Consider the following 21,268-nt stretch of genomic DNA (forward strand, 5'->3'; position numbering starts at 1 on the left):
GCCCCCCGGCGAAGGGTCGGGAGGGTGGAGAGTGAATTATGGGGTTTGATCAGATACGCCAGCGCCGTTTGTCCGACGATATTGTCGAGCGTCTGGAAGGGATGATTCTTGAAGGCACCTTGAAGGCTGGCGAGCGGCTGCCGGCCGAGCGTGCCTTGGCCGAGCAGTTCGGTGTCTCCCGGCCCTCACTGCGCGAGGCGATCCAGAAGCTGACGGCCAAGGGCTTGCTGATCAGCCGTCAGGGCGGCGGCAACTATGTGGTGGAATCCCTGGGCTCGACCTTCAGCGATCCGCTGCTGCACCTGTTGGAAAACAACACGGATGCCCAGCGCGATCTGTTGGAGTTCCGCCATACCCTGGAGGCGTCTTGCGCTTATTACGCGGCGTTGCGCGCGACGGCGGTGGATCGTGAGCGGCTGACTCAAGCTTTCGAGGAGCTGCAGGATTGTTATTCTCGCTCCGATGATGTCAGTCGTATCGAGGAGGGGGCGGCGGATGCCAAGTTCCACCTGGCGATTGCCGAGGCCAGCCATAACGCGGTGTTACTGCACACCATTCGCGGCCTGTTCGACCTGCTCAAGCGCAACGTGGTGACCAACATCGGCGGCATGTACAAGCAGCGCACTGAAACTCGCGACATGCTGATCAGGCAGCACCGCGATCTGTACTTGGCGATTATTGAAGGACGCGCTGAGGAGGCTCGGGAAGTTTCCAGTCGGCACATTCTCTATGTGCAAGAGGTGCTTGAGGAAGTGCGTCAGGAAGTGCAGCGAGTAGCCCGGGCCGAACGGCGCAAGGGCATGTAATGCAAATCGCCGGCAAGCTGGCTCCTACCTGGGTGTTGTAGGAGCCGGCTTGCCGGCGAAAACGACCTCAAGGCAGGAAGATCAGTCTTCCTTGCCCTTGGTCCGCACCGCACGCTGCAGCTCGCGATCGGAATCGCGCTCGCGTTCGGTATGACGCTTGTCGTATTCCTTCTTGCCCTTGCCCAGTGCAATTTCACACTTGACCAGGTGCTTGCTCCAGTAGAGCGAAAGGCACACACAGGCGTAACCCTTTTGCTGCACGGCGGCGAACAGCTTTTCCAGCTCGCGCTGGTTGAGCAGCAGCTTGCGCGAGCGCGTCGGGTCGGCAATGACGTGGGTACTTGCAGTGGTCAGCGGGGTGAAATGGCTGCCGAACAGCCAGGCCTCGCCATCCTTGAGCAGCACGTAACTGTCCACCAGTTGCGCCTTGCCCGCCCGCAGACTCTTTACTTCCCAGCCGGCCAGGACCAGTCCAGCCTCGAACCGATGTTCGATGAAGTAATCGTGACGCGCCTTTTTGTTTTGCGCGATGGTCCCTGTTGGGTGTTTCTTCTGTTTAGCCATAGGGGCGGCATTATAGGGAGTTGCGCGCGCGTCGGCTACGGTGACGCAGCGTGCTTGAGCAGGTTGATTGAATCCCGGACAATGCGGCCTCTTTTTTTTCGGTTGGGCGCGTTAACGATGTCGACAGACAGGGTCTCTGTCCACGGCGGCTGGGCAAGCCGCTGGGTCTTTATACTCGCTGCAACTGGTTCGGCCGTGGGCCTGGGGAGTATCTGGAAATTCCCCTACATGGTCGGCGTCTATGGTGGTGGTGCCTTTGTTTTGGTGTTTCTGGCGTGTATCGCGCTGATTGGGTTGCCGGTAATGCTGGCGGAAACTCTGATCGGTCGTCGGGCACGGCAGAGCCCGGCCAATGCCCTGAAGGTGCTGGCTCTGGAGGCCGGGCATTCGGCCAGGTGGTCTTGGGGCGCCTTCGCCGGAATGATCACGGCGCTGCTGATTCTCTCCTTCTATAGCGTGGTGGGTGGTTGGTCCCTGGACTACATCATCGACATGGGGCGCGGCGATTTTCAGGGTGTCACGGCGGATCAGGTCAGTGTGTACTTCTCCGCGGTGACGGCCGACCCGTGGCGACTGACGCTTTGGCACACGCTGTTCATGCTGCTATCGGCATTGGTGATTGCCAAGGGAGTGGTCGCTGGGCTTGAACGCAGTTTGCGGATCATGATGCCGCTGCTGTTCGTGATGCTGTTGGTGCTGCTGGGCTACAGCATGACCACCGGGCATTTCATGCAGGGCCTGCATTTCATGTTCGACTTCAGCCTGGACCGCTTGTTGGACGGGCTGCTGCCGGCCATGGGGCATGCGTTCTTTTCCCTCAGCGTGGGGGTTGGTTCGATCATGATCTACGGTGCCTACATGCCCAAGCATTCGTCACTGGCTGGCACCGTGGTCGGTGTGGCGCTGCTGGATACCTTCGTTTCGCTGGTGGCGGGGATGGCTCTGTTCCCCATCGTATTTGCTGCCGGGCTGAATCCCAGCGAGGGGCCGGGCCTGATGTTCATCAGCCTGCCGTTTGCCTTCGGCAATGTGGCGTTCGGCCAGCTTATGGGCGTAGTGTTCTTTATCCTGGTGGCGATTGCTGCCTGGAGTTCGGCGATTTCCTTGTTGGAACCGATGGTGGCTTATCTCGTCGAGAGGACTAAAATCCGCCGCGGCTGGGTGACATTCTGGCTGGCGTTCAGTTGCTGGTTCGTGGGATTGGGAACGGTGTTCTCTTTCAACATCTGGCAGCAGGCCAAATTCTTCGTGAACGAAGGCGGTGTTTTTCATCTCTATCGATGGGGCGCGGCCGGCGGTCTGGATTTCTTTGGCGTGATCGACTTTTTCACCTCGCGGATCATGTTGCCTCTTGGCGGTTTGTGCTTCGTGGTGTTTGCAGGTTGGGTGATGGGCCGTGAGGCTGTTCGTGATGAGTTGTCGTTGCGTAGTCCGTTGTTGTTCACCCTGGCCTTGTTTTTGATGCGCTATGTGGCGCCCGTCGGCATTCTTGTGGTGTTTGCCGCCCAGTTGTGGAAATGAAGCTCACATGACGACCCATATTCAACGTTCGGCCCTTTTGCCCTATCCGGCGCAGTTTCTGTATGACCTGGTCAATGATGTGGCCCGTTACCCGGAGTTTCTGCCCTGGTGCTCTTCGGCCGAGGTGCTGGAAAACAGCGAGGAACGGATGCGTGCCAGCCTGGCGGTGGCCAAGGGCGGCATGAGCCAGCGTTTCGTGACCTGCAATACCTTGGTGCCGGGACAGTCGATCGAGATGAACCTGGAAGAGGGGCCGTTCAACCAACTGCATGGGTTATGGGTGTTCAAACCGTTGGGGGAGAAGGCCTGCAAGATCAGCCTCGATCTGTCGTTCGACTACGCCGGGCCGTTGGTGCGTGCCACTCTGGGGCCTCTGTTCAATCAGGCGGCCAATACTCTGGTGGATGCATTCTGCCAGCGGGCCAAGCAACTGCATGGTTGAGCCTCTGATTACCATCGAGGTGGTTCACGCTGCCGTCGACCGCCAGGTGCTGGTCAGTGTGCAAGTGCCCCAGGGTTCGACCCTGCTTGCAGCGCTGGAGGCTTCTTCTATAAAGGAGCATTTTGCGGAGCTGGATCTGGCGGCGTGTCCGGTGGGAATCTTCGGAAAGCAGGTATCCGATCCTGGGCAATATGTAGTTCAGGCCGGAGATCGAATTGAAATCTATCGTCCGCTGCTGGCCGATCCTAAAGAGGTGCGGCGTCTGCGTGCCGCCAAGGCGGCCGAGGCTCGTAAGCGTGAGCAGTGATCGTTAGCGACAGCCAATAAAAAGCCCGGGCATGCCCGGGCTTTTTTATTCGCCACAAATTATTGCGGAGAAGTGTCCAGTGGTTCAGGTGTAGGCACTGGTACGGTTTCGACGCCATCCACATCCTTCTGGATCTGGTCCAGCAGCGAACCCGGTTTGACCGGTTTCTCGGCTTTTGGCTTCTCGGCGTTCTCGGCAGGGGCGGTAACGGTGTTGCCGCTCTCCTTGCCCAACAGGGCTTCGTCGCGGCTTACGCCTGGCATGAAGTCGCCGGCCAAGCTAACCAGTTGGTCGTTGCCGTTGAAGATCAGGCTGACGCGTTCCTGTTGGCGTTCACCGCCACCAGGTTGCAGGCTGTAGAGATAATCCCAGCGATCGGCATGGAACGTGTCGGTCAACAGAGGGTTGCCCATGATAAACCTTACTTGCCGTCGGGTCATTCCCGGGCGCAACTGGTCTATCATGTCCTGCGTCACGACATTGCCCTGCTGGATGTCGATTTTGTAAACCCCGGGGAATGAACAACCGGCGAGTGCGAGCAGTCCCACGAAGGTGAAACTGGTTAGCAAGAGCTTGGTGTTTTGCATCGGTGGGCGACTTCCACTATCTTGGCTGGGACAACGTAAACCCCGATCATACCCGCATTAAGAGAAGCTGCGAAGCAGCATCGGCGAGAAAGCTGACCATGGTTGAAAATAGCGAACTACGTAAAGCCGGCCTTAAAGTGACTCTGCCACGGGTCAAAATTCTACAAATGCTCGACTCCACCGAGCAGCGGCACATGAGCGCTGAAGATGTCTACAAGGCGCTGATGGAAGCTGGTGAGGATGTGGGTCTGGCCACGGTTTACCGTGTACTGACTCAATTCGAAGCAGCCGGACTGGTGGTGCGCCATAACTTTGATGGCGGTCACGCTGTATTCGAGCTGGCGGATGGCGGTCACCACGACCATATGGTCAACGTGGAGTCTGGCGAAGTGATCGAGTTCTTCGACGAAGAAATCGAAAAGCTTCAGAAGGCGATTGTCGAAAAGCACGGTTTCGAGTTGGTGGATCACAATCTTGTGCTGTATGTGCGCAAGAAGAAGTAAGCCCCTCACGCGACTTTTAAAGTCGTGAAACGATCGAAGGCGACCTAAGGGTCGCCTTCGTGCTTTCTGTCTATATAAAAGAAGCGCTGAGGCTTCAGGCTTTGGCGGTGATCACCATCTTTTTGGCGTGGGCCAGGGACTCTTTGGTCAGGTCGATGCCGCCGAGCATCCGCGCAACTTCCTCGACCCTTTCGCTCTTGCCCAGCTTGGATACTGCTGTATGTGTCGCATCGCTGCCTCGTACCTTGTGCACGAACAAGTGCTGGTGCCCTTGGGCGGCGACCTGAGGCAAGTGAGTTACAGTCAGCACCTGGCCGCGTTCGCCGAGACGGCGCAGCAACTGGCCGACGATCTCCGCTGTCGGTCCGCCAATCCCCACGTCGACTTCATCGAACACCAGAGTGGGAACCCGCGAGGTCTGCGCGGTAATGACCTGGATCGCCAGGCTGATACGGGACAGCTCGCCGCCGGAGGCAACTTTTGCCAGGGCCTTGAGCGGCTGACCGGGGTTGGCGCTGACCAACAGTTCAACCTGCTCCAGGCCATTGGGTAGCAGCTCATCGCTGGTGTTGGCGCGAAGCTCGATGGTGAAACGCCCTCCAGGCATACCCAGGCGCTGAATTTCCAGCTCTACTGCACTGGCCAGACCGGTCGCGGCTTGCTGACGCAGTTGGCTAAGCTCCAAGGCTTTTTCATGGTAATGCCTGGCGAAGGACTGCAGCTCTTCGCCGAGCTGCTCGATGGACTCATCGTTTGCGTCAAGGGTCTCGATCTCATCTAGCAGGGTTTGCTGCATGGCTGCGAGTTCGAAGGGCTGGATGCGGTGCTTGCGTGCCAAGGTATAGATGGCGTCGAGGCGTTCTTCGAGTTGTTGCAAGCGTGCCGGGTCGGCGTCGAAGTGATCGAGGAAGCGGTTTAGTTCGCCCACGGCCTCTTCAACCTGGATCTGTGCGCTGGCCAGCAGATTGGTGGCCTCACCCAGCGAGCCCGATGAATTGCCAATACTGGACAGACGGTTGAGGCTGACGGTCAGCGCGTTGAGGACATTGCCGGAATCACTTTCGCTGCATTGCTCCACCACCTGTCGGCAAATACCCAGCAGGGTTTCAGCGTTGGTCAGGTTCTTGTGTTCCTGCTCCAGTTCCTCTAGTTCGTTTTCCCCCAGGCCGAGGTTCTCCAGTTCCTCGAGCTGATAGCTGAGCAGTTGGTGACGAGCTCGTTGCTCATCGCCGGAGTTGGACAGACGTTCCAGTTCCTGGCGTGTCTGGCGCCAGCGCTGGGCGGCCAGCTGCACCTGGCGGGCGAGATCGGTGGCGCCGGCATATTCATCCAGCAGGCGCCGATGGGTATCGGTCTTGAGCAGTGACTGGTGCTCGTGCTGGCTGTGGATGTCGATCAGCAGTTCGCCCAGGGCCTTGAGGTCACCGAGCGGGCAGGGCGTACCGTTGATATAGCCGCGGGAGCGTCCTTCGGCGGTGATCACCCGGCGTAGTATGCACGGCCCGTCGTTATCCAGATCGCGCTCGGCCAGCCAACTGTGGGCCTCGGGAATGTCCGACAGGTCGAAGGTGGCGAGGATGTCGGCCTTGTCGGCGCCGGGTCGTACCACGCCACTGTCGGCGCGATCGCCCAGGGTCAGGCCGAGCGCGTCGAGCATGATCGACTTGCCGGCGCCGGTTTCGCCGGTAATGACGCTCATTCCGCGATCCAGTTCCAGATCCAGGTGTTCGACGATGGCGTAATTGTGTACGGACAGGTGCACCAGCATTAAGGCCGCTCCCAAACTAGATGTCTGGTTATTTATACAGTGTTTTGTTTCGGGCTGACAATGCTTTCCCTTAGCTCGATTTGCTTGGTCATTCTGGCTTTTTAGTGCCTCGGGAGTGCCCGCGTACAGGATTTATCCGGTCGGAACAACTTTTGCTGTGGCTGCGGGCTTGAACCCTGAAAATGCGACCCCATATAGCTGTGCAGAAGAGTGAGCCTGGCTCACAGACGATATTGAAAGGAGAATTTCATGGCTGACGAACAGACGCTGGATACGCAAAATCTAGACGCCAATCAGGCCCCCGAGGCTTCGGGTGAAGACCTGGCGGCTCGTGTACAAGTGCTCGAAGAGCAACTGGCTGGTGCGCAGGATCAGGCTTTGCGTGTTGCGGCCGATCTGCAAAACGTCCGCCGCCGCGCCGAGCAGGATGTGGAAAAGGCTCACAAATTTGCTCTCGAGAAGTTCGCCGGTGACCTGTTGCCGGTGATCGATAGCCTGGAGCGTGGCCTGGAACTGTCCAATCCGGACGACGAAAGCATTCGCCCAATGCGTGAAGGTATCGAACTGACCTTGAAGATGTTCCACGACACCCTCAAGCGTTATCAGTTGGAAGCCATCGATCCTCACGGCGAACCGTTCAACGCTGAACAGCATCAGGCCATGGCCATGCAGGAAAGCGCGGATGTAGAACCCAATAGTGTTCTCAAAGTGTTCCAGAAGGGGTACCAGCTCAATGGTCGCCTGCTGCGCCCGGCCATGGTCGTGGTCAGCAAGGCGCCTGCACCGGTTTCGCCTTCGATTGACGAAAAGGCTTGAAAACGGCTGTAGAGCCCCCATCTAACAGTCAAGCGTTTAAGTGCTACCGCAGTTTGCCACCACAACTGCGGCATCCAAATCCAAAGTTTCGGGAGAGTTAACATGGGCAAAATTATCGGTATTGACTTGGGGACCACCAACTCGTGCGTCTCCATTCTTGAAAACGGCAACGTAAAAGTTATCGAAAACGCTGAAGGCGCGCGTACCACGCCGTCGATCATCGCTTACGCCAACGATGGCGAGATTCTGGTAGGTCAGTCGGCCAAGCGTCAGGCTGTTACCAACCCGCACAATACCCTGTACGCAGTTAAGCGTCTGATCGGTCGTCGTTTCGACGAAGAAGTTGTGCAGAAAGACATTCAGATGGTCCCTTACAAGATCGTCAAGGCTGACAACAACGACGCCTGGGTTGAAGTGAACGGCCAGAAAATGGCTCCGCCACAGATTTCGGCTGAAATCCTTAAAAAGATGAAGAAGACCGCCGAAGACTACCTCGGCGAAGCAGTGACCGAAGCGGTCATTACTGTTCCGGCCTACTTCAACGACAGCCAGCGTCAGGCCACCAAGGACGCCGGTCGTATCGCTGGTCTGGACGTCAAGCGCATCATCAACGAACCAACCGCAGCCGCTCTGGCTTATGGCATGGACAAGGCCAAGGGCGATCACACCGTGATCGTTTATGACCTGGGTGGCGGTACGTTTGACGTTTCCGTGATCGAGATCGCTGAAGTCGACGGTGAGCATCAGTTCGAAGTACTGGCCACCAACGGTGACACCTTCCTGGGTGGTGAGGACTTCGACATCCGTCTGATCGACTACCTGGTTGATGAGTTCAAGAAAGAAAGCGGCATGAACCTCAAGGGTGACCCGCTGGCCATGCAGCGTCTGAAAGAAGCTGCCGAAAAAGCCAAGATCGAGCTGTCCTCGAGCCAGCAGACCGACGTCAACCTGCCGTACATCACAGCAGATGCCACTGGTCCTAAGCACCTGAACGTGAAGATCTCCCGCGCCAAGCTGGAATCTCTGGTTGAAGATCTGGTTCAGCGCACCATCGAGCCATGCCGCATCGCTCTGAAGGACGCCGGTATCGACGTTGGCGCGATCAACGACGTGATCCTGGTCGGCGGCCAGACTCGTATGCCGCTGGTACAGAAAGCCGTAACCGACTTCTTCGGTAAAGAAGCTCGTAAGGACGTCAACCCGGACGAAGCGGTTGCCATGGGTGCTGCGATCCAGGGTGCGGTTCTGGCCGGTGACGTGAAAGACGTACTGCTGCTGGACGTTAGCCCGCTGACCCTGGGTATCGAAACCATGGGGGGCGTGATGACCGCGCTGATCGAGAAAAACACCACGATTCCTACCAAGAAATCCCAGGTGTTCTCGACTGCCGATGACAACCAGGGCGCCGTGACCATTCACGTACTGCAGGGCGAGCGTAAGCAAGCCGCGCAGAACAAGTCCCTGGGCAAGTTCGACCTGACCGACATTCCACCTGCTCCACGTGGCGTGCCGCAGATCGAAGTGACCTTCGACATCGACGCCAACGGCATCCTGCACGTAGGTGCGAAGGACAAGGCTACCGGTAAGACTCAGTCGATCGTGATCAAGGCCAACTCCGGCCTGTCGGATGAAGAAATCCAGCAGATGATCCGTGACGCTGAAGCCAACTCGGAAGAGGATCGCAAGTTCGAAGAGCTGGCCACTGCCCGTAACCAGGGTGACGCGCTGGTGCACTCGACTCGCAAGATGGTGGCTGACGCCGGCGACAAAGTGACTGCGGAAGAGAAGACCGCGATTGAAGCTGCTGTGGTTGCTCTGGAGGCCGCTGTCAAAGGCGACGACAAGGCAGCCATCGACGCCAAGGTCGAAGAGCTGTCGAAAGTCTCGGCCCCGGTTGCCCAGAAGATGTACGCCGAACAGGCTCAGCCTGCTGAGGGTGCAGCACCGCACGCTGAGTCTGCTGAAAAAGCCGACGACGTCGTCGATGCCGAGTTCGAAGAAGTAAAAGACCACAAGTAATGGCTTGTTGGTCGGCCGGTTGACTGCCTTTGGGCGGTGACTGGTAGGATGTCGCCGCGCGGGAGCTTGCTCCCGCGTTGGCGTGTCTGGAGTCAGCGAATTTTGATGGTGTGCAACTTCCGTTTGTGCACTGGCGGTCGGGTCGGAGAAGCTCCTGCTTTCCGGCTGCGATGACCGCAATGATCGACCTGCAACCGGGTCGTCTATCCAAGACCAGGATCGTTGAATTGACGTGAGTTGGGTCCGGGCCTGTATTGGGGCTCAGCGAGTTTGGCAGAGCTCAGGAGGGTTTGCCGGGCGTCCTTAAGAGTGCAAAGACTTATGGCAAAGCGTGACTATTACGAAGTATTGGGTGTGGAGCGTGGCTCCAGCGAAGCGGAGCTGAAAAAGGCTTACCGTCGCCTGGCGATGAAGCATCACCCGGATCGTAATCCCGGCGACAAAGCGTCGGAAGACATGTTCAAGGAGGCCAACGAGGCCTACGAAGTGCTGTCCGACTCCAGTAAGCGCGCAGCTTATGACCAGTATGGTCATGCCGGTGTCGATCCGAGCATGGGTGGTGGTGGCGCCGGTTTTGGCGGTCAGAACTTCTCCGATATCTTCGGTGATGTGTTCAGTGATTTCTTTGGTGGCGGTCGCGGCGGTTCTCGTGGCGGCGCGCAGCGCGGTAGCGATCTGCGTTACACCCTGGAGCTGAATCTGGAAGAGGCGGTGCGGGGCACCACGGTTAACATTCGTGTGCCAACACTGGTCAATTGCAAGCCGTGCGATGGTTCGGGTGCCAAGAAGGGCTCGTCGCCTGTCACTTGCCCGACTTGCGGTGGTATTGGTCAGGTGCGCATGCAGCAGGGCTTCTTCTCGGTGCAGCAGACCTGCCCGCGTTGCCATGGTCAGGGCAAGATCATTTCCGATCCGTGCGATTCGTGCCACGGCGAAGGCCGCGTCGAAGAGTATAAGACGCTGTCGGTAAAAGTGCCGGCAGGTGTCGATACTGGTGACCGTATCCGTCTGTCCGGTGAGGGTGAGGCGGGAACCCAGGGTGGGCCGACTGGTGACTTGTATGTGGTGATCAATGTGCGCGAGCACTCGATCTTCCAGCGTGACGGCAAGCACCTGTTCTGCGAAGTGCCTATCAGCTTTGTTGATGCGGCCTTGGGCGGCGAGCTGGAGATTCCGACTCTGGATGGTCGGGTCAAGCTGAAGATTCCTGAGGGGACTCAGACCGGCAAGCAGTTCCGGATTCGTGGCAAGGGCGTTGCTCCGGTGCGTGGCGGCGGTGCTGGCGATCTGATGTGTCGGGTTGCGGTGGAAACGCCAGTGAACCTGAGTCGTCGTCAGCGCGAGCTGCTGGAAGAGTTGCGCGGTTCGCTGGATGGCGACAATTCGCACTCGCCGAAAACCACGGGTTGGTTCGAGGGCGTCAAGCGCTTCTTCGGCGATCTGTAAGGAGTAATGCATGCGACGTATAGCAGTGATGGGCGCCGCGGGGCGCATGGGCAAGACTTTGGTCGAGGCTGTGCAGCTGCGCTCGCCGCTCTCTGGGTTGACGGCGGCGATCGTTCGTCCTGGCAGTTCGCTGGTGGGTGCGGATGCAGGTGAGCTGGCGTCCCTGGGGCGTCTTGGCGTGTCGATGTCCGATAGCCTGGAGAAGGTTGTCGATGAGTTTGATGTGCTGATCGATTTCACCTTGCCGGAAGTGATGCTCAAGAACCTGGTCTTCTGCCGTAAGGCGGGCAAGGCCATGGTGATTGGTACTACGGGTTTGGGCGCCAAGGAAAAGCAATTGCTGGCCGAGGCGGGCAAGGATATTCCCATTGTCTTCGCTGCCAACTTCAGTGTCGGGGTGAACCTTTCGCTGAAGCTGCTGGATATGGCGGCTCGGGTGCTGGGTGATGATGCGGACATCGAAATCATCGAGGCTCATCACCGTCACAAGATCGATGCGCCTTCGGGTACTGCCCTGCGCATGGGTGAGGTGATTGCCAATGCCTTGGGGCGCGACCTGCAACAGGTTGCGGTCTATGGTCGCGAGGGGCATACCGGTGCGCGTGAGCGCGAAACTATCGGTTTCGCCACTGTGCGTGGTGGTGATGTGGTGGGGGATCACACTGTGCTGTTTGCCACTGAGGGCGAGCGCCTGGAAATCACCCACAAGGCCTCCAGTCGCATGACCTTCGCCAAGGGGGCGGTACGTGCTGCCCTGTGGCTGGATGGTCGCGAGGCCGGTCTTTACGACATGCAGGATGTGCTGGATTTGCGTTGAGATGCATCTGAAGTGGGGTTGAGGCTGTCCTTCAGCCCCGCTTCGCACCGCTAGGCGATGTTCTGTCGCATTCCTCTGCCTTTAAGGCTCATTAGCGGTGGACCGAAAAAGCCTTTTTCTGTAAGCTACAGCTTTAGTGTGTCCACTAAAAGCGCGCAGATAATTCGACGAAGAAGCGGGGTGACGTGTCTATACGTCATTCCGCTTTTTTGCAACCTGCGATCGCCCTTTCAGGCTCTATTTACGGGAGGTCTTCTTGACTAAGCCAGCCATACTCGCCCTTGCTGATGGCAGCATTTTTCGCGGCGAAGCCATTGGAGCCGACGGTCAAACCGTTGGTGAGGTGGTGTTCAACACCGCAATGACCGGCTATCAGGAAATCCTTACCGATCCTTCCTACGCCCAACAGATCGTTACCCTGACCTATCCCCACATCGGCAACACTGGCACCACGCCGGAAGACGCCGAGTCCGACCGCGTCTGGTCGGCTGGCCTGGTTATCCGTGACTTGCCGCTGGTGGCCAGCAACTGGCGTAACACCTTGTCCCTGTCCGATTACCTGAAAGCCAACAACGTCGTGGCGATCGCCGGTATCGACACCCGTCGCCTGACCCGCATCCTGCGTGAAAAAGGTGCTCAGAACGGCTGCATCATGGCCGGCGACAACATCTCCGAAGAAGCGGCGATTGCAGCAGCGCGCGGCTTCCCGGGCCTGAAAGGCATGGACCTGGCGAAAGTCGTCAGCACCAAGCAAAGCTACGAATGGCGTTCGACTGTCTGGGATCTGAAAACCGACAGCCACGCCACCATCGAAGCCGCCGATCTGCCGTACCACGTGGTTGCCTATGACTTCGGGGTCAAGCTGAACATCCTGCGCATGCTGGTGGAGCGCGGCTGCCGCGTGACCGTTGTGCCTGCTCAGACCCCGGCGAGCGACGTCCTGGCCCTCAAGCCGGATGGCGTGTTCCTGTCCAACGGTCCTGGCGACCCCGAGCCTTGCGACTACGCGATCAAGGCCATCAAGGAAATCCTCGAGACCGAGATTCCGGTGTTCGGCATCTGCCTGGGTCACCAATTGCTGGCCCTGGCTTCCGGCGCCAAGACCCTGAAAATGGGCCACGGCCACCACGGTGCCAACCACCCGGTCCAGGACCTGGACACCGGCGTGGTCATGATCACCAGCCAGAACCACGGTTTTGCGGTGGATGAAGCCACGTTGCCGGGTAACGTCCGGGCGATCCACAAGTCGCTGTTCGACGGCACCCTGCAGGGTATCGAGCGTACCGACAAGAGCGCGTTCAGCTTCCAGGGCCACCCTGAAGCCAGCCCGGGCCCGAACGATGTGGCGCCGCTGTTCGACCGCTTCATCAACGAGATGGCCAAGCGACGCTAAGCGCTCGCCTTGAAAGTGTAGCGAGCAGCGCTTGAGGGTGGCCCCGGCGAGTCCGGCGGAATCCCCTCAGGCGCCTCAGAGAATGTTCAAGACGGCTTGCCGACTGACCTGCGGATTTGAGTGACAACCCATGCCAAAACGTACAGACATTAAAAGCATCCTGATTCTTGGCGCTGGCCCGATCGTGATCGGCCAGGCCTGCGAATTCGACTACTCCGGCGCCCAGGCCTGCAAGGCCCTGCGCGAAGAGGGTTACCGGGTCATCCTGGTGAACTCCAACCCGGCCACCATCATGACCGACCCGGCCATGGCCGACGCCACCTACATCGAGCCGATCAAGTGGCAGACCGTTGCCAAGATCATCGAGAAAGAGCGTCCGGATGCGCTGCTGCCAACCATGGGCGGCCAGACGGCTCTGAACTGCGCTCTGGACCTGGAGCGCGAAGGCGTTCTGGAGAAGTTCGGCGTAGAGATGATCGGTGCCAATGCCGACACCATCGACAAGGCTGAAGACCGTTCGCGCTTCGACGCTGCCATGAAGTCCATCGGCCTGGCGTGCCCACGTTCCGGTATCGCTCACAGCATGGAAGAGGCCAATGCAGTCCTCGACAAGCTGGGCTTCCCTTGCATCATCCGTCCGTCCTTCACCATGGGCGGCACCGGTGGCGGTATTGCTTACAACCGGGAAGAGTTCGAAGAGATCTGCGCCCGCGGTCTGGACCTGTCGCCGACCAAGGAACTGTTGATCGACGAATCGCTGATCGGCTGGAAAGAGTACGAGATGGAGGTGGTCCGCGATAAGAAGGACAACTGCATCATCGTCTGCTCCATCGAAAACTTCGACCCGATGGGTGTGCACACCGGTGACTCGATCACCGTGGCTCCGGCACAGACCCTGACCGACAAGGAATACCAGATCCTGCGTAACGCCTCCCTGGCGGTACTGCGTGAGATCGGCGTGGAAACCGGCGGTTCCAACGTGCAGTTCGGCATCTGCCCGAACACTGGCCGCATGGTCGTGATCGAGATGAACCCGCGGGTGTCCCGTTCCTCGGCGCTGGCCTCGAAAGCCACGGGTTTCCCGATCGCCAAGGTCGCGGCCAAGCTGGCGGTGGGTTACACCCTGGACGAGCTGTCCAACGACATCACCGGCGGCAAGACTCCAGCCTCCTTCGAGCCGTCCATCGACTACGTCGTGACCAAGCTGCCACGTTTCGCCTTCGAAAAATTCTCCAAGGCTGACGCGCGCCTGACCACCCAGATGAAGTCTGTGGGTGAAGTCATGGCCATCGGCCGGACCTTCCAGGAATCCCTGCAGAAAGCTTTGCGTGGCCTGGAAGTTGGCGTTTGCGGGCTGGATCCGAAGCTCGACCTGAGCAATCCGGAAAGCATGAACGTGCTCAAGCGCGAGCTGACCGTGCCAGGCGCCGAGCGTATCTGGTACGTGGCTGACGCCTTCCGTGCCGGCATGACCGTCGAGCAGATCTTCGGCATGAACATGATCGATCCTTGGTTCCTGGTGCAGATCGAAGATCTGATCAAGGAAGAAGAGAAGGTCAAGACCTTGGGGCTGTCGGCTATCGGCCGCGACCTGATGTTCCGCTTGAAGCGCAAAGGCTTCTCCGACCAGCGTCTGGCCAAGCTGCTGGGTGTGACCGAGAAGAACCTGCGCACTCACCGCCATAAGCTGGAAGTGTTCCCGGTCTACAAGCGCGTCGACACCTGCGCCGCCGAGTTCGCTACTGACACCGCTTACCTGTACTCGACTTATGAAGAAGAGTGCGAAGCCGCGCCATCGACCCGCGACAAGATCATGATCCTGGGCGGCGGTCCAAACCGTATTGGCCAGGGTATCGAGTTCGACTACTGCTGCGTGCACGCTGCACTGGCACTGCGCGACGATGGTTACGAAACCATCATGGTCAACTGCAACCCGGAAACCGTTTCCACCGACTACGACACCTCCGATCGCCTGTACTTCGAACCGGTAACCCTGGAAGACGTGCTGGAAATCGTCCGCGTTGAGAAGCCAAAAGGCGTGATCGTTCAGTACGGCGGCCAGACGCCTCTGAAACTGGCTCGTGCCCTGGAAGCGGCCGGCGTGCCAATCATCGGCACCAGCCCAGACGCTATCGACCGTGCAGAAGACCGTGAGCGCTTCCAGCAAATGGTTGAGCGCCTGAACCTGCGTCAGCCGCCAAACGCCACCGTGCGCAGCGAAGACGAAGCGATTCGTGCCGCGACCAAGATCGGTTATCCGCTGGTGGTGCGTCCGTCCTATGTTCTGGGCGGCCGTGCGATGGAAATCGTCTACGAGGAAGAAGAGCTCAAGCGCTACCTGCGTGAAGCGGTGCAAGTGTCCAACGACAGTCCGGTGCTGCTGGACCACTTCCTCAACTGCGCCATCGAGATGGACGTGGATGCGGTCTGCGACGGTACCGACGTGGTGATCGGCGCGATCATGCAGCACATCGAGCAGGCCGGCGTTCACTCCGGTGACTCCGCGTGCTCCCTGCCGCCGTACTCGCTGCCGGCGCACATCCAGGATGAGATGCGTGAGCAGGTCAAGAAAATGGCCCTGGAGTTGGGCGTGGTTGGCTTGATGAACGTACAGTTGGCCCTGCAGGGCAATGAGATCTACGTCATTGAAGTGAACCCGCGTGCTTCCCGCACCGTGCCTTTCGTGTCCAAGTGCATCGGCGTCTCCCTGGCGATGATCGCGGCTCGTGTGATGGCTGGTAAGACTCTGAAAGAGCTGGGCTTTACCAAGGAAATCATCCCGAACTTCTACAGCGTCAAGGAAGCGGTGTTCCCGTTCGCCAAGTTCCCGGGTGTTGACCCGATCCTCGGCCCAGAGATGAAGTCCACCGGTGAAGTCATGGGTGTGGGCGATACTTTCGGTGAGGCTTTCGCCAAGGCCCAGATGGGCGCCAGCGAAGTGCTGCCGACTGGCGGTACTGCATTTATCAGTGTTCGTGACGATGACAAACCTCTGGTTGCAGGCGTGGCCCGTGATCTGATCAACTTGGGCTTCGAAGTGGTCGCTACTGCGGGCACCGCCAAGCTGATCGAAGCGGCCGGCCTGAAAGTGCGTCGTGTGAACAAGGTGACTGAAGGTCGTCCTCATGTGGTCGATATGATCAAGAACGACGAAGTCACCCTGATCATCAACACCACTGAAGGTCGTCAGTCGATTGCTGACTCTTACTCCATTCGTCGTAACGCCTTGCAGCACAAGATCTACTGCACCACCACCATTGCTGCTGGCGAAGCTATCTGCGAAGCGTTGAAGTTCGGTCCAGAAAAAACCGTGCGTCGCTTGCAGGATCTACACGCAGGATTGAAGGCATGAATAAATACCCAATGACCGTCCAGGGCGCTCGCGCCCTGGAAGAAGAGCATGCTCACTTGACCAAGGTCGTTCGTCCTAAGCTCAGCCAGGACATCGGTACGGCCCGCGAGTTGGGTGACTTGAAGGAAAACGCTGAATACCATGCTGCGCGTGAACAGCAAGGCATGGTCGAGGCTCGGATCCGTGATATCGAAGGCCGTCTGCAAAACTCGGTGGTCATCGATGTCACGACCATTCCTCATACCGGCAAGGTGATCTTTGGCACCACGGTCGAGATCGCCAACGTCGAGACTGACGAAAGCGTGACCTACCAGATCGTTGGTGAGGACGAGGCTGATATCAAGCTCGGTAAAATCTCCGTCGGCTCGCCGATTGCTCGTGCCTTGATTGCCAAGGAAGAGGGTGATGTGGTGGCGGTCAAAACGCCTGGCGGTGTAATCGAGTATGAGATTGTCGAAGTCCGTCACATCTGAAAGAAGGCGCCCGCTGCATGCGGGCGCCATGCTTTGGCAGCTGACCCAGATGCTGTGGGTCGGCGGCTTATGGCTGTTGCATCTCGGTTTGTTTCCCGTCCTGGGCCAGATTGGCCTTGCTCCCTTGCTGATCGAAGAGGTTTCTACCCTGCTCAGTGCTTTGTTGGTGGGCTTTTCGGGGGCGTGCCTGGTTCTACAGACGCTGGTACTGATTCAGTCCGAAGGACTGAGAAGTCTTTGGCGGGATATTCGGGGGCAACTGCTGTTGATGGCAATGTATGCGTGCGGCATGTATTTCGCCGTGCGTATTCTGTTGCCGGAAGCTCAACGCTGGCAGTTGTTCAGCTACCTGGTTCTGGGATTTTCCGGCTTGATACTGGTATTGCAGCCGGTGCCAGGATGGGGTGGAAGGGTGCGCCAGGCACACCCTTAACCCGAGTCGACGTCAGTTGAAACGATGGACGTTCGACAATTGCTTGTTTACCTTGGTGTTCTTGCGGTAGATCAGCGCCATCTTGCCGATGACCTGCACCAGATCCGCTTTGCCGGCCTTGCACAGTTCGGCAATGGCTTCCAGGCGCGATTCGCGCTCGAGGATGTTGAGCTTGATCTTGATCAGCTCGTGATCGCTCAAGGCGCGTTCAAGTTCGGCTAGCACACCTTCGGTCAAACCGTTGTCAGCCACAGTCAATACTGGTTTCAGATGGTGGCCAATGGATTTGTACTGTTTCTTCTGCTCTTGAGTGAGCGGCATAATCTGACCCCTGCGTCTGATCTTGTAAAAAGCGGCGGCCAGTTTACCCGAGCGAGTCCGGGACCGCCCAGTTAATCACGACCCGTTTTATTTTGAGGTGGCCCGTGGCCCGTTCCAAAACTAGCCATAACTGGCTGAAAGAGCACTTCAACGACCCATTCGTCAAAATGGCGCAAAAAGATGGGTACCGTTCCCGTGCTAGCTACAAACTGCTGGAGATCCAGGAAAAGGACCGCCTTATCCGTCCTGGCATGAGTGTTATCGACCTGGGGGCTGCCCCGGGGGGCTGGTCGCAGGTGACCAGTCGTCTGATTGGTGGTCAGGGGCGATTGATCGCCTCGGATATCCTGGAAATGGACAGCATCCCCGATGTGACCTTCATTCAAGGGGACTTCACCGAGGATGCGGTGCTGGCGCAGATTCTCGAAGCTGTCGGAAATTCAGAGGTTGACCTTGTGATTTCCGATATGGCCCCCAATATGAGTGGGTTAGCAGCCGTGGACATGCCTCGGGCGATGTTCCTGTGCGAATTGGCGCTGGATCTTGCTGGTAGGGTACTACGGCCAGGTGGTGATTTTCTGATCAAGATTTTCCAAGGTGAAGGTTTTGATGAGTACCACAAAAGCGTTCGGCAGATGTTCGAGAAAGTGCAGATGCGCAAACCGACATCTTCCCGTGACCGTTCTCGGGAGCAATATCTGCTGGGGCGGGGCTTTCGTGGTCGCAGCGAGTAAGTAAGGTTTTTGACTGGGGTGATAGGATTTTCGTATTTCGCCCCGTCAGATTAAACGCATATTGTGTAGTCTAAGTTTCACATAGGGTTACAGACAGCGCCTGCCAGAGCTGTAGGTAATGTAGTAAGTTAGGCCGGTGAATATCATGCGAAGCGCGCGCCAGTAGCGGCGCTTGCTTCAGAGGGTAGTTAATTGAACGACATGGCAAAGAATCTGATCCTTTGGTTGATCATCGCTGCCGTCCTTGTGACGGTGATGAACAACTTCTCCAGCCCTAACGAGCCGCAAACCCTCAACTACTCCGACTTCATCCAGCAAGTTAAGGATGGCAAGGTCGAGCGCGTAGCTGTTGATGGCTACGTTATTACCGGCAAGCGCAGCGATGGCGATACCTTCAAAACCATCCGTCCTGCCATTCAGGACAATGGTCTGATCGGCGATTTGGTGGACAACCATGTCGTGGTCGAGGGCAAGCAGCCCGAGCAACAAAGTATCTGGACCCAACTGCTGGTAGCCAGTTTCCCGATCCTGGTGATCATTGCCGTCTTCATGTTCTTCATGCGGCAAATGCAGGGTGGCGCAGGTGGCAAGGGCGGGCCGATGAGCTTTGGCAAGAGCAAGGCGCGTCTGCTCTCTGAAGATCAGGTGAAAACCACGCTGGCTGACGTTGCTGGTTGTGACGAGGCCAAAGAGGAAGTTGGCGAGCTGGTTGAATTCCTGCGTGATCCAGGCAAGTTCCAGCGCCTGGGTGGCCGTATTCCTCGCGGCGTGCTGATGGTAGGGCCACCGGGCACCGGTAAGACCTTGCTGGCCAAGGCCATTGCGGGCGAAGCCAAGGTACCGTTCTTCACTATCTCCGGTTCCGATTTCGTCGAGATGTTCGTTGGTGTTGGTGCCAGCCGTGTTCGCGACATGTTCGAACAGGCCAAGAAACATGCTCCATGCATCATTTTCATCGATGAGATCGACGCTGTCGGTCGTCACCGTGGTGCCGGCATGGGCGGCGGTCATGATGAACGTGAGCAGACTCTCAACCAATTGCTGGTTGAGATGGACGGCTTTGAAATGAACGACGGCATCATTGTTATCGCCGCCACCAACCGTCCTGACGTGCTTGACCCAGCGCTGCTGCGGCCCGGTCGTTTCGACCGCCAGGTGGTGGTGGGTCTGCCGGATATTCGCGGCCGTGAGCAGATTCTCAAGGTCCACATGCGCAAAGTGCCGATGGGCGAAGATGTTGCTCCGGCGGTGATTGCGCGTGGTACGCCGGGCTTCTCCGGTGCCGACTTGGCAAACCTGGTGAACGAGGCCTCGCTGTTCGCGGCTCGTACCGGTAAGCGCATTGTCGAAATGAAGGAATTTGAACTGGCCAAGGACAAGATCATGATGGGCGCAGAGCGCAAATCCATGGTCATGTCCGAGAAAGAGAAGCAGAACACCGCTTATCACGAAGCTGGCCACGCCATTGTTGGTCGAGTTGTGCCTGAGCATGACCCAGTCTACAAAGTCTCGATCATTCCTCGCGGTCGAGCATTGGGCGTCACCATGTTCTTGCCGGAAGAGGATCGCTATAGCCTGTCCAAGCGAGCCCTGATCAGCCAGATCTGCTCGCTCTATGGCGGTCGTATTGCAGAAGAGATGACGCTGGGTTTTGACGGTGTGACCACCGGTGCATCCAACGACATCATGCGCGCCAGCCAGATTGCTCGGAACATGGTCACCAAGTGGGGGCTCTCCGAAAAACTCGGCCCGCTGATGTATGCGGAAGAAGAGGGCGAAGTGTTCCTGGGTCGCAGTGCAGGCAGTCAGCATGCCAGTTTGTCCGCTGAAACAGCGAAACTGATCGACTCCGAAGTGCGCAGCATCATTGATCAGTGCTATGGCACCGCCAAGCAGATCCTCACTGATAACCGCGACAAACTGGACGCCATGGCAGATGCCTTGATGAAGTACGAAACCATCGATGCTGATCAGATTGACGACATCATGGCTGGGCGTACTCCGCGTGAACCTCGTGATTGGGAGGGCGGTTCGGGTACTACTCCTCCAGTAGTGCAAAACGAACGTCCGGAAACACCCATCGGCGGCCCTGCTGCCGACCACTAAGGTTTTAAATGACTTCTGTTCCTTCCTCCACCCGGTTGCCTTGCGGCAACCGGGTTCTTGATTTGGCCCGTGCGCATGTCATGGGCATTCTCAATGTCACCCCCGATTCCTTCTCCGATGGCGGTCGCTTCAGTCAACTGGATGTCGCCTTGCGGCATGCCGAGGCCATGGTTCTTGCTGGTGCTACGCTGATCGATATCGGTGGCGAGTCGACGCGGCCGGGTGCTCGTGCGGTATCGCCCCTGGAAGAGTTGGAGCGTGTGGCTCCGGTCGTGGAGCGAATTAATCGCGAGCTGGATGTGGTTATTTCCGTTGATACCTCGACGCCGGCCGTCATGCGTGAAACTGCTCGCCTGGGAGCGGGGTTGATCAATGATGTGCGCGCACTGCGCCGTGATGGTGCCCTGGATGCGGCGGCCGCTACTGGTTTGCCTGTATGTCTGATGCATATGCTCGGTGAGCCTGGCGATATGCAAGACAACCCGCATTACCAGGATGTCACTCGGGAAGTGAGTGAGTTTTTGGTTGAGCGGATGGCGGCGTGTGCGTCGGTGGGAATCGAGGCTGGGCGGATTGTTCTTGACCCGGGCTTTGGTTTTGCCAAGACCCTGCAGCACAACTTGAGTCTGTTCAAGCATATGGAGGCCTTGCATGCCCTTGGGCGTCCCCTGCTGGTCGGGGTGTCGCGCAAAAGCATGATTGGCCAGTCCCTGAATCGGCCTGTAGCCGAGCGATTGCACGGTAGCCTGGCACTGGCGGCACTGGCGGTGACCAAGGGCGCGAAGATTATCCGCGTCCATGATGTCGCCGAAACGGTGGATGTGGTGCGAATGATTGCGGCAGTGGAATCCGCTGAATAA

General features: G+C 58.1%; 20 protein-coding genes. 16 read left to right on the top strand and 4 right to left on the bottom strand.

From position 1 onward, the window contains the following. Positions 1 to 38: 38 nt before the first annotated feature. Entirely contained in the window at positions 39 to 806 is a 768-nt protein-coding gene (locus WIN67_RS04015; protein WP_102878322.1) for a GntR family transcriptional regulator, read from the top strand. Positions 807 to 887: 81 nt separating this feature from the next. On the opposite strand, the gene smpB is transcribed toward WIN67_RS04015, so the two are convergent. Then, entirely contained in the window at positions 888 to 1,370 is a 483-nt protein-coding gene (gene smpB, locus WIN67_RS04020) for an SsrA-binding protein SmpB (RefSeq protein WP_047283878.1), read from the bottom strand. Between the two features lie 117 nt (positions 1,371 to 1,487). Here smpB and WIN67_RS04025 point away from each other — a divergent pair, with 117 nt between their 5' ends. The 3 genes from WIN67_RS04025 to WIN67_RS04035 are packed head-to-tail and all read left to right on the top strand — an operon-like array spanning position 1,488 to position 3,640. Then, positions 1,488 to 2,891: a sodium-dependent transporter gene (locus tag WIN67_RS04025; protein ID WP_102861071.1), complete on the top strand. Its 1,404-nt coding sequence runs from the start codon at positions 1,488 to 1,490 to the stop codon at positions 2,889 to 2,891. Positions 2,892 to 2,898: 7 nt separating this feature from the next. After that, positions 2,899 to 3,333: a type II toxin-antitoxin system RatA family toxin gene (locus WIN67_RS04030; RefSeq protein ID WP_016967218.1), complete on the top strand. Its 435-nt coding sequence runs from the start codon at positions 2,899 to 2,901 to the stop codon at positions 3,331 to 3,333. After that, a complete protein-coding gene (locus WIN67_RS04035; protein ID WP_110653079.1) occupies positions 3,326 to 3,640 on the top strand; it encodes an RnfH family protein in 315 nt (104 codons plus the stop codon). Before WIN67_RS04030 ends, WIN67_RS04035 begins: the two co-directional genes overlap by 8 nt. A gap of 59 nt (positions 3,641 to 3,699) precedes the next feature. Here WIN67_RS04035 and WIN67_RS04040 read toward each other — a convergent pair whose 3' ends face one another. Continuing rightward, complete coding sequence (locus WIN67_RS04040; protein WP_102861073.1) at positions 3,700 to 4,227, bottom strand: outer membrane protein assembly factor BamE; 528 nt, start codon at positions 4,225 to 4,227, stop codon at positions 3,700 to 3,702. A gap of 98 nt (positions 4,228 to 4,325) precedes the next feature. On the opposite strand from WIN67_RS04040, the gene fur reads away from it, so the two are divergent. Continuing rightward, positions 4,326 to 4,730 (top strand): ferric iron uptake transcriptional regulator, encoded by a 405-nt coding sequence (gene fur, locus WIN67_RS04045; RefSeq protein WP_011059185.1) that lies wholly within the window; start codon positions 4,326 to 4,328, stop codon positions 4,728 to 4,730. Between the two features lie 94 nt (positions 4,731 to 4,824). Here fur and recN read toward each other — a convergent pair whose 3' ends face one another. Continuing rightward, complete coding sequence (gene recN, locus WIN67_RS04050; RefSeq protein ID WP_339070671.1) at positions 4,825 to 6,498, bottom strand: DNA repair protein RecN; 1,674 nt, start codon at positions 6,496 to 6,498, stop codon at positions 4,825 to 4,827. A gap of 249 nt (positions 6,499 to 6,747) precedes the next feature. Here recN and grpE point away from each other — a divergent pair, with 249 nt between their 5' ends. The 8 genes from grpE to WIN67_RS04090 all read left to right on the top strand — a co-directional run bounded on the left by grpE (position 6,748) and on the right by WIN67_RS04090 (position 17,247). Next, positions 6,748 to 7,314 carry a nucleotide exchange factor GrpE gene (grpE, locus tag WIN67_RS04055; protein WP_102861075.1) on the top strand — a complete coding sequence of 189 codons (567 nt, stop codon included), beginning with the start codon at positions 6,748 to 6,750 and terminating at the stop codon, positions 7,312 to 7,314. A 102-nt stretch (positions 7,315 to 7,416) separates the two neighbouring features. Beyond that, a complete protein-coding gene (gene dnaK / locus WIN67_RS04060; RefSeq protein ID WP_102861076.1) occupies positions 7,417 to 9,333 on the top strand; it encodes a molecular chaperone DnaK in 1,917 nt (638 codons plus the stop codon). Positions 9,334 to 9,654: 321 nt separating this feature from the next. Beyond that, on the top strand, positions 9,655 to 10,779 hold the full coding sequence (dnaJ, locus tag WIN67_RS04065) for a molecular chaperone DnaJ (RefSeq protein WP_102861077.1): 1,125 nt from the start codon (positions 9,655 to 9,657) through the stop codon (positions 10,777 to 10,779). A 10-nt stretch (positions 10,780 to 10,789) separates the two neighbouring features. After that, on the top strand, positions 10,790 to 11,596 hold the full coding sequence (gene dapB, locus WIN67_RS04070) for a 4-hydroxy-tetrahydrodipicolinate reductase (RefSeq protein ID WP_339070672.1): 807 nt from the start codon (positions 10,790 to 10,792) through the stop codon (positions 11,594 to 11,596). A gap of 256 nt (positions 11,597 to 11,852) precedes the next feature. Then, the gene (gene carA, locus WIN67_RS04075) at positions 11,853 to 12,989 is read left to right on the top strand and encodes a glutamine-hydrolyzing carbamoyl-phosphate synthase small subunit (RefSeq protein ID WP_110595985.1); all 1,137 of its coding nucleotides are present in this window, start codon (positions 11,853 to 11,855) and stop codon (positions 12,987 to 12,989) included. A 130-nt stretch (positions 12,990 to 13,119) separates the two neighbouring features. Beyond that, positions 13,120 to 16,341, top strand: coding sequence for a carbamoyl-phosphate synthase large subunit (carB, locus tag WIN67_RS04080; protein WP_102878329.1), 3,222 nt, complete (start codon positions 13,120 to 13,122; stop codon positions 16,339 to 16,341). Further along, the gene (greA, locus tag WIN67_RS04085; protein WP_011059193.1) at positions 16,338 to 16,814 is read left to right on the top strand and encodes a transcription elongation factor GreA; all 477 of its coding nucleotides are present in this window, start codon (positions 16,338 to 16,340) and stop codon (positions 16,812 to 16,814) included. Before carB ends, greA begins: the two co-directional genes overlap by 4 nt. Before the next feature lie 28 nt (positions 16,815 to 16,842). Then, on the top strand, positions 16,843 to 17,247 hold the full coding sequence (locus WIN67_RS04090) for an MFS transporter (RefSeq protein WP_339070673.1): 405 nt from the start codon (positions 16,843 to 16,845) through the stop codon (positions 17,245 to 17,247). A 12-nt stretch (positions 17,248 to 17,259) separates the two neighbouring features. Here the strand turns inward: WIN67_RS04090 and WIN67_RS04095 are convergent, their stop codons facing one another. Next, complete coding sequence (locus tag WIN67_RS04095; RefSeq protein WP_253083640.1) at positions 17,260 to 17,568, bottom strand: YhbY family RNA-binding protein; 309 nt, start codon at positions 17,566 to 17,568, stop codon at positions 17,260 to 17,262. Positions 17,569 to 17,672: 104 nt separating this feature from the next. Between WIN67_RS04095 and rlmE the strand changes: the two genes are divergently transcribed. The 3 genes from rlmE (at position 17,673) to folP (ending at position 21,268) form a co-directional block, all read left to right on the top strand. Continuing rightward, positions 17,673 to 18,302 carry a 23S rRNA (uridine(2552)-2'-O)-methyltransferase RlmE gene (gene rlmE / locus WIN67_RS04100; RefSeq protein ID WP_047283886.1) on the top strand — a complete coding sequence of 210 codons (630 nt, stop codon included), beginning with the start codon at positions 17,673 to 17,675 and terminating at the stop codon, positions 18,300 to 18,302. Positions 18,303 to 18,503: 201 nt separating this feature from the next. Next, the gene (ftsH, locus tag WIN67_RS04105; protein WP_102861083.1) at positions 18,504 to 20,408 is read left to right on the top strand and encodes an ATP-dependent zinc metalloprotease FtsH; all 1,905 of its coding nucleotides are present in this window, start codon (positions 18,504 to 18,506) and stop codon (positions 20,406 to 20,408) included. Positions 20,409 to 20,416: 8 nt separating this feature from the next. After that, positions 20,417 to 21,268 (top strand): dihydropteroate synthase, encoded by an 852-nt coding sequence (gene folP / locus WIN67_RS04110; protein WP_110653077.1) that lies wholly within the window; start codon positions 20,417 to 20,419, stop codon positions 21,266 to 21,268.

Source organism: Pseudomonas idahonensis (assembly GCF_037903935.1).
GTDB lineage: Bacteria > Pseudomonadota > Gammaproteobacteria > Pseudomonadales > Pseudomonadaceae > Aquipseudomonas > Aquipseudomonas danubii.

What these genes read in the sequence shown, in the direction of transcription:
- WIN67_RS04015 (WP_102878322.1), top strand. Translation starts at nt 39, where the DNA reads ATGGGGTTTGATCAGATACGCCAGCGCCGTTTGTCCGACGATATTGTC.
- smpB (WP_047283878.1), bottom strand. Translation starts at nt 1,370, where the DNA reads ATGGCTAAACAGAAGAAACACCCAACAGGGACCATCGCGCAAAACAAA.
- WIN67_RS04025 (WP_102861071.1), top strand. Translation starts at nt 1,488, where the DNA reads ATGTCGACAGACAGGGTCTCTGTCCACGGCGGCTGGGCAAGCCGCTGG.
- WIN67_RS04030 (WP_016967218.1), top strand. Translation starts at nt 2,899, where the DNA reads ATGACGACCCATATTCAACGTTCGGCCCTTTTGCCCTATCCGGCGCAG.
- WIN67_RS04035 (WP_110653079.1), top strand. Translation starts at nt 3,326, where the DNA reads ATGGTTGAGCCTCTGATTACCATCGAGGTGGTTCACGCTGCCGTCGAC.
- WIN67_RS04040 (WP_102861073.1), bottom strand. Translation starts at nt 4,227, where the DNA reads ATGCAAAACACCAAGCTCTTGCTAACCAGTTTCACCTTCGTGGGACTG.
- fur (WP_011059185.1), top strand. Translation starts at nt 4,326, where the DNA reads ATGGTTGAAAATAGCGAACTACGTAAAGCCGGCCTTAAAGTGACTCTG.
- recN (WP_339070671.1), bottom strand. Translation starts at nt 6,498, where the DNA reads ATGCTGGTGCACCTGTCCGTACACAATTACGCCATCGTCGAACACCTG.
- grpE (WP_102861075.1), top strand. Translation starts at nt 6,748, where the DNA reads ATGGCTGACGAACAGACGCTGGATACGCAAAATCTAGACGCCAATCAG.
- dnaK (WP_102861076.1), top strand. Translation starts at nt 7,417, where the DNA reads ATGGGCAAAATTATCGGTATTGACTTGGGGACCACCAACTCGTGCGTC.
- dnaJ (WP_102861077.1), top strand. Translation starts at nt 9,655, where the DNA reads ATGGCAAAGCGTGACTATTACGAAGTATTGGGTGTGGAGCGTGGCTCC.
- dapB (WP_339070672.1), top strand. Translation starts at nt 10,790, where the DNA reads ATGCGACGTATAGCAGTGATGGGCGCCGCGGGGCGCATGGGCAAGACT.
- carB (WP_102878329.1), top strand. Translation starts at nt 13,120, where the DNA reads ATGCCAAAACGTACAGACATTAAAAGCATCCTGATTCTTGGCGCTGGC.
- greA (WP_011059193.1), top strand. Translation starts at nt 16,338, where the DNA reads ATGAATAAATACCCAATGACCGTCCAGGGCGCTCGCGCCCTGGAAGAA.
- WIN67_RS04090 (WP_339070673.1), top strand. Translation starts at nt 16,843, where the DNA reads ATGCTTTGGCAGCTGACCCAGATGCTGTGGGTCGGCGGCTTATGGCTG.
- WIN67_RS04095 (WP_253083640.1), bottom strand. Translation starts at nt 17,568, where the DNA reads ATGCCGCTCACTCAAGAGCAGAAGAAACAGTACAAATCCATTGGCCAC.
- ftsH (WP_102861083.1), top strand. Translation starts at nt 18,504, where the DNA reads ATGGCAAAGAATCTGATCCTTTGGTTGATCATCGCTGCCGTCCTTGTG.
- folP (WP_110653077.1), top strand. Translation starts at nt 20,417, where the DNA reads ATGACTTCTGTTCCTTCCTCCACCCGGTTGCCTTGCGGCAACCGGGTT.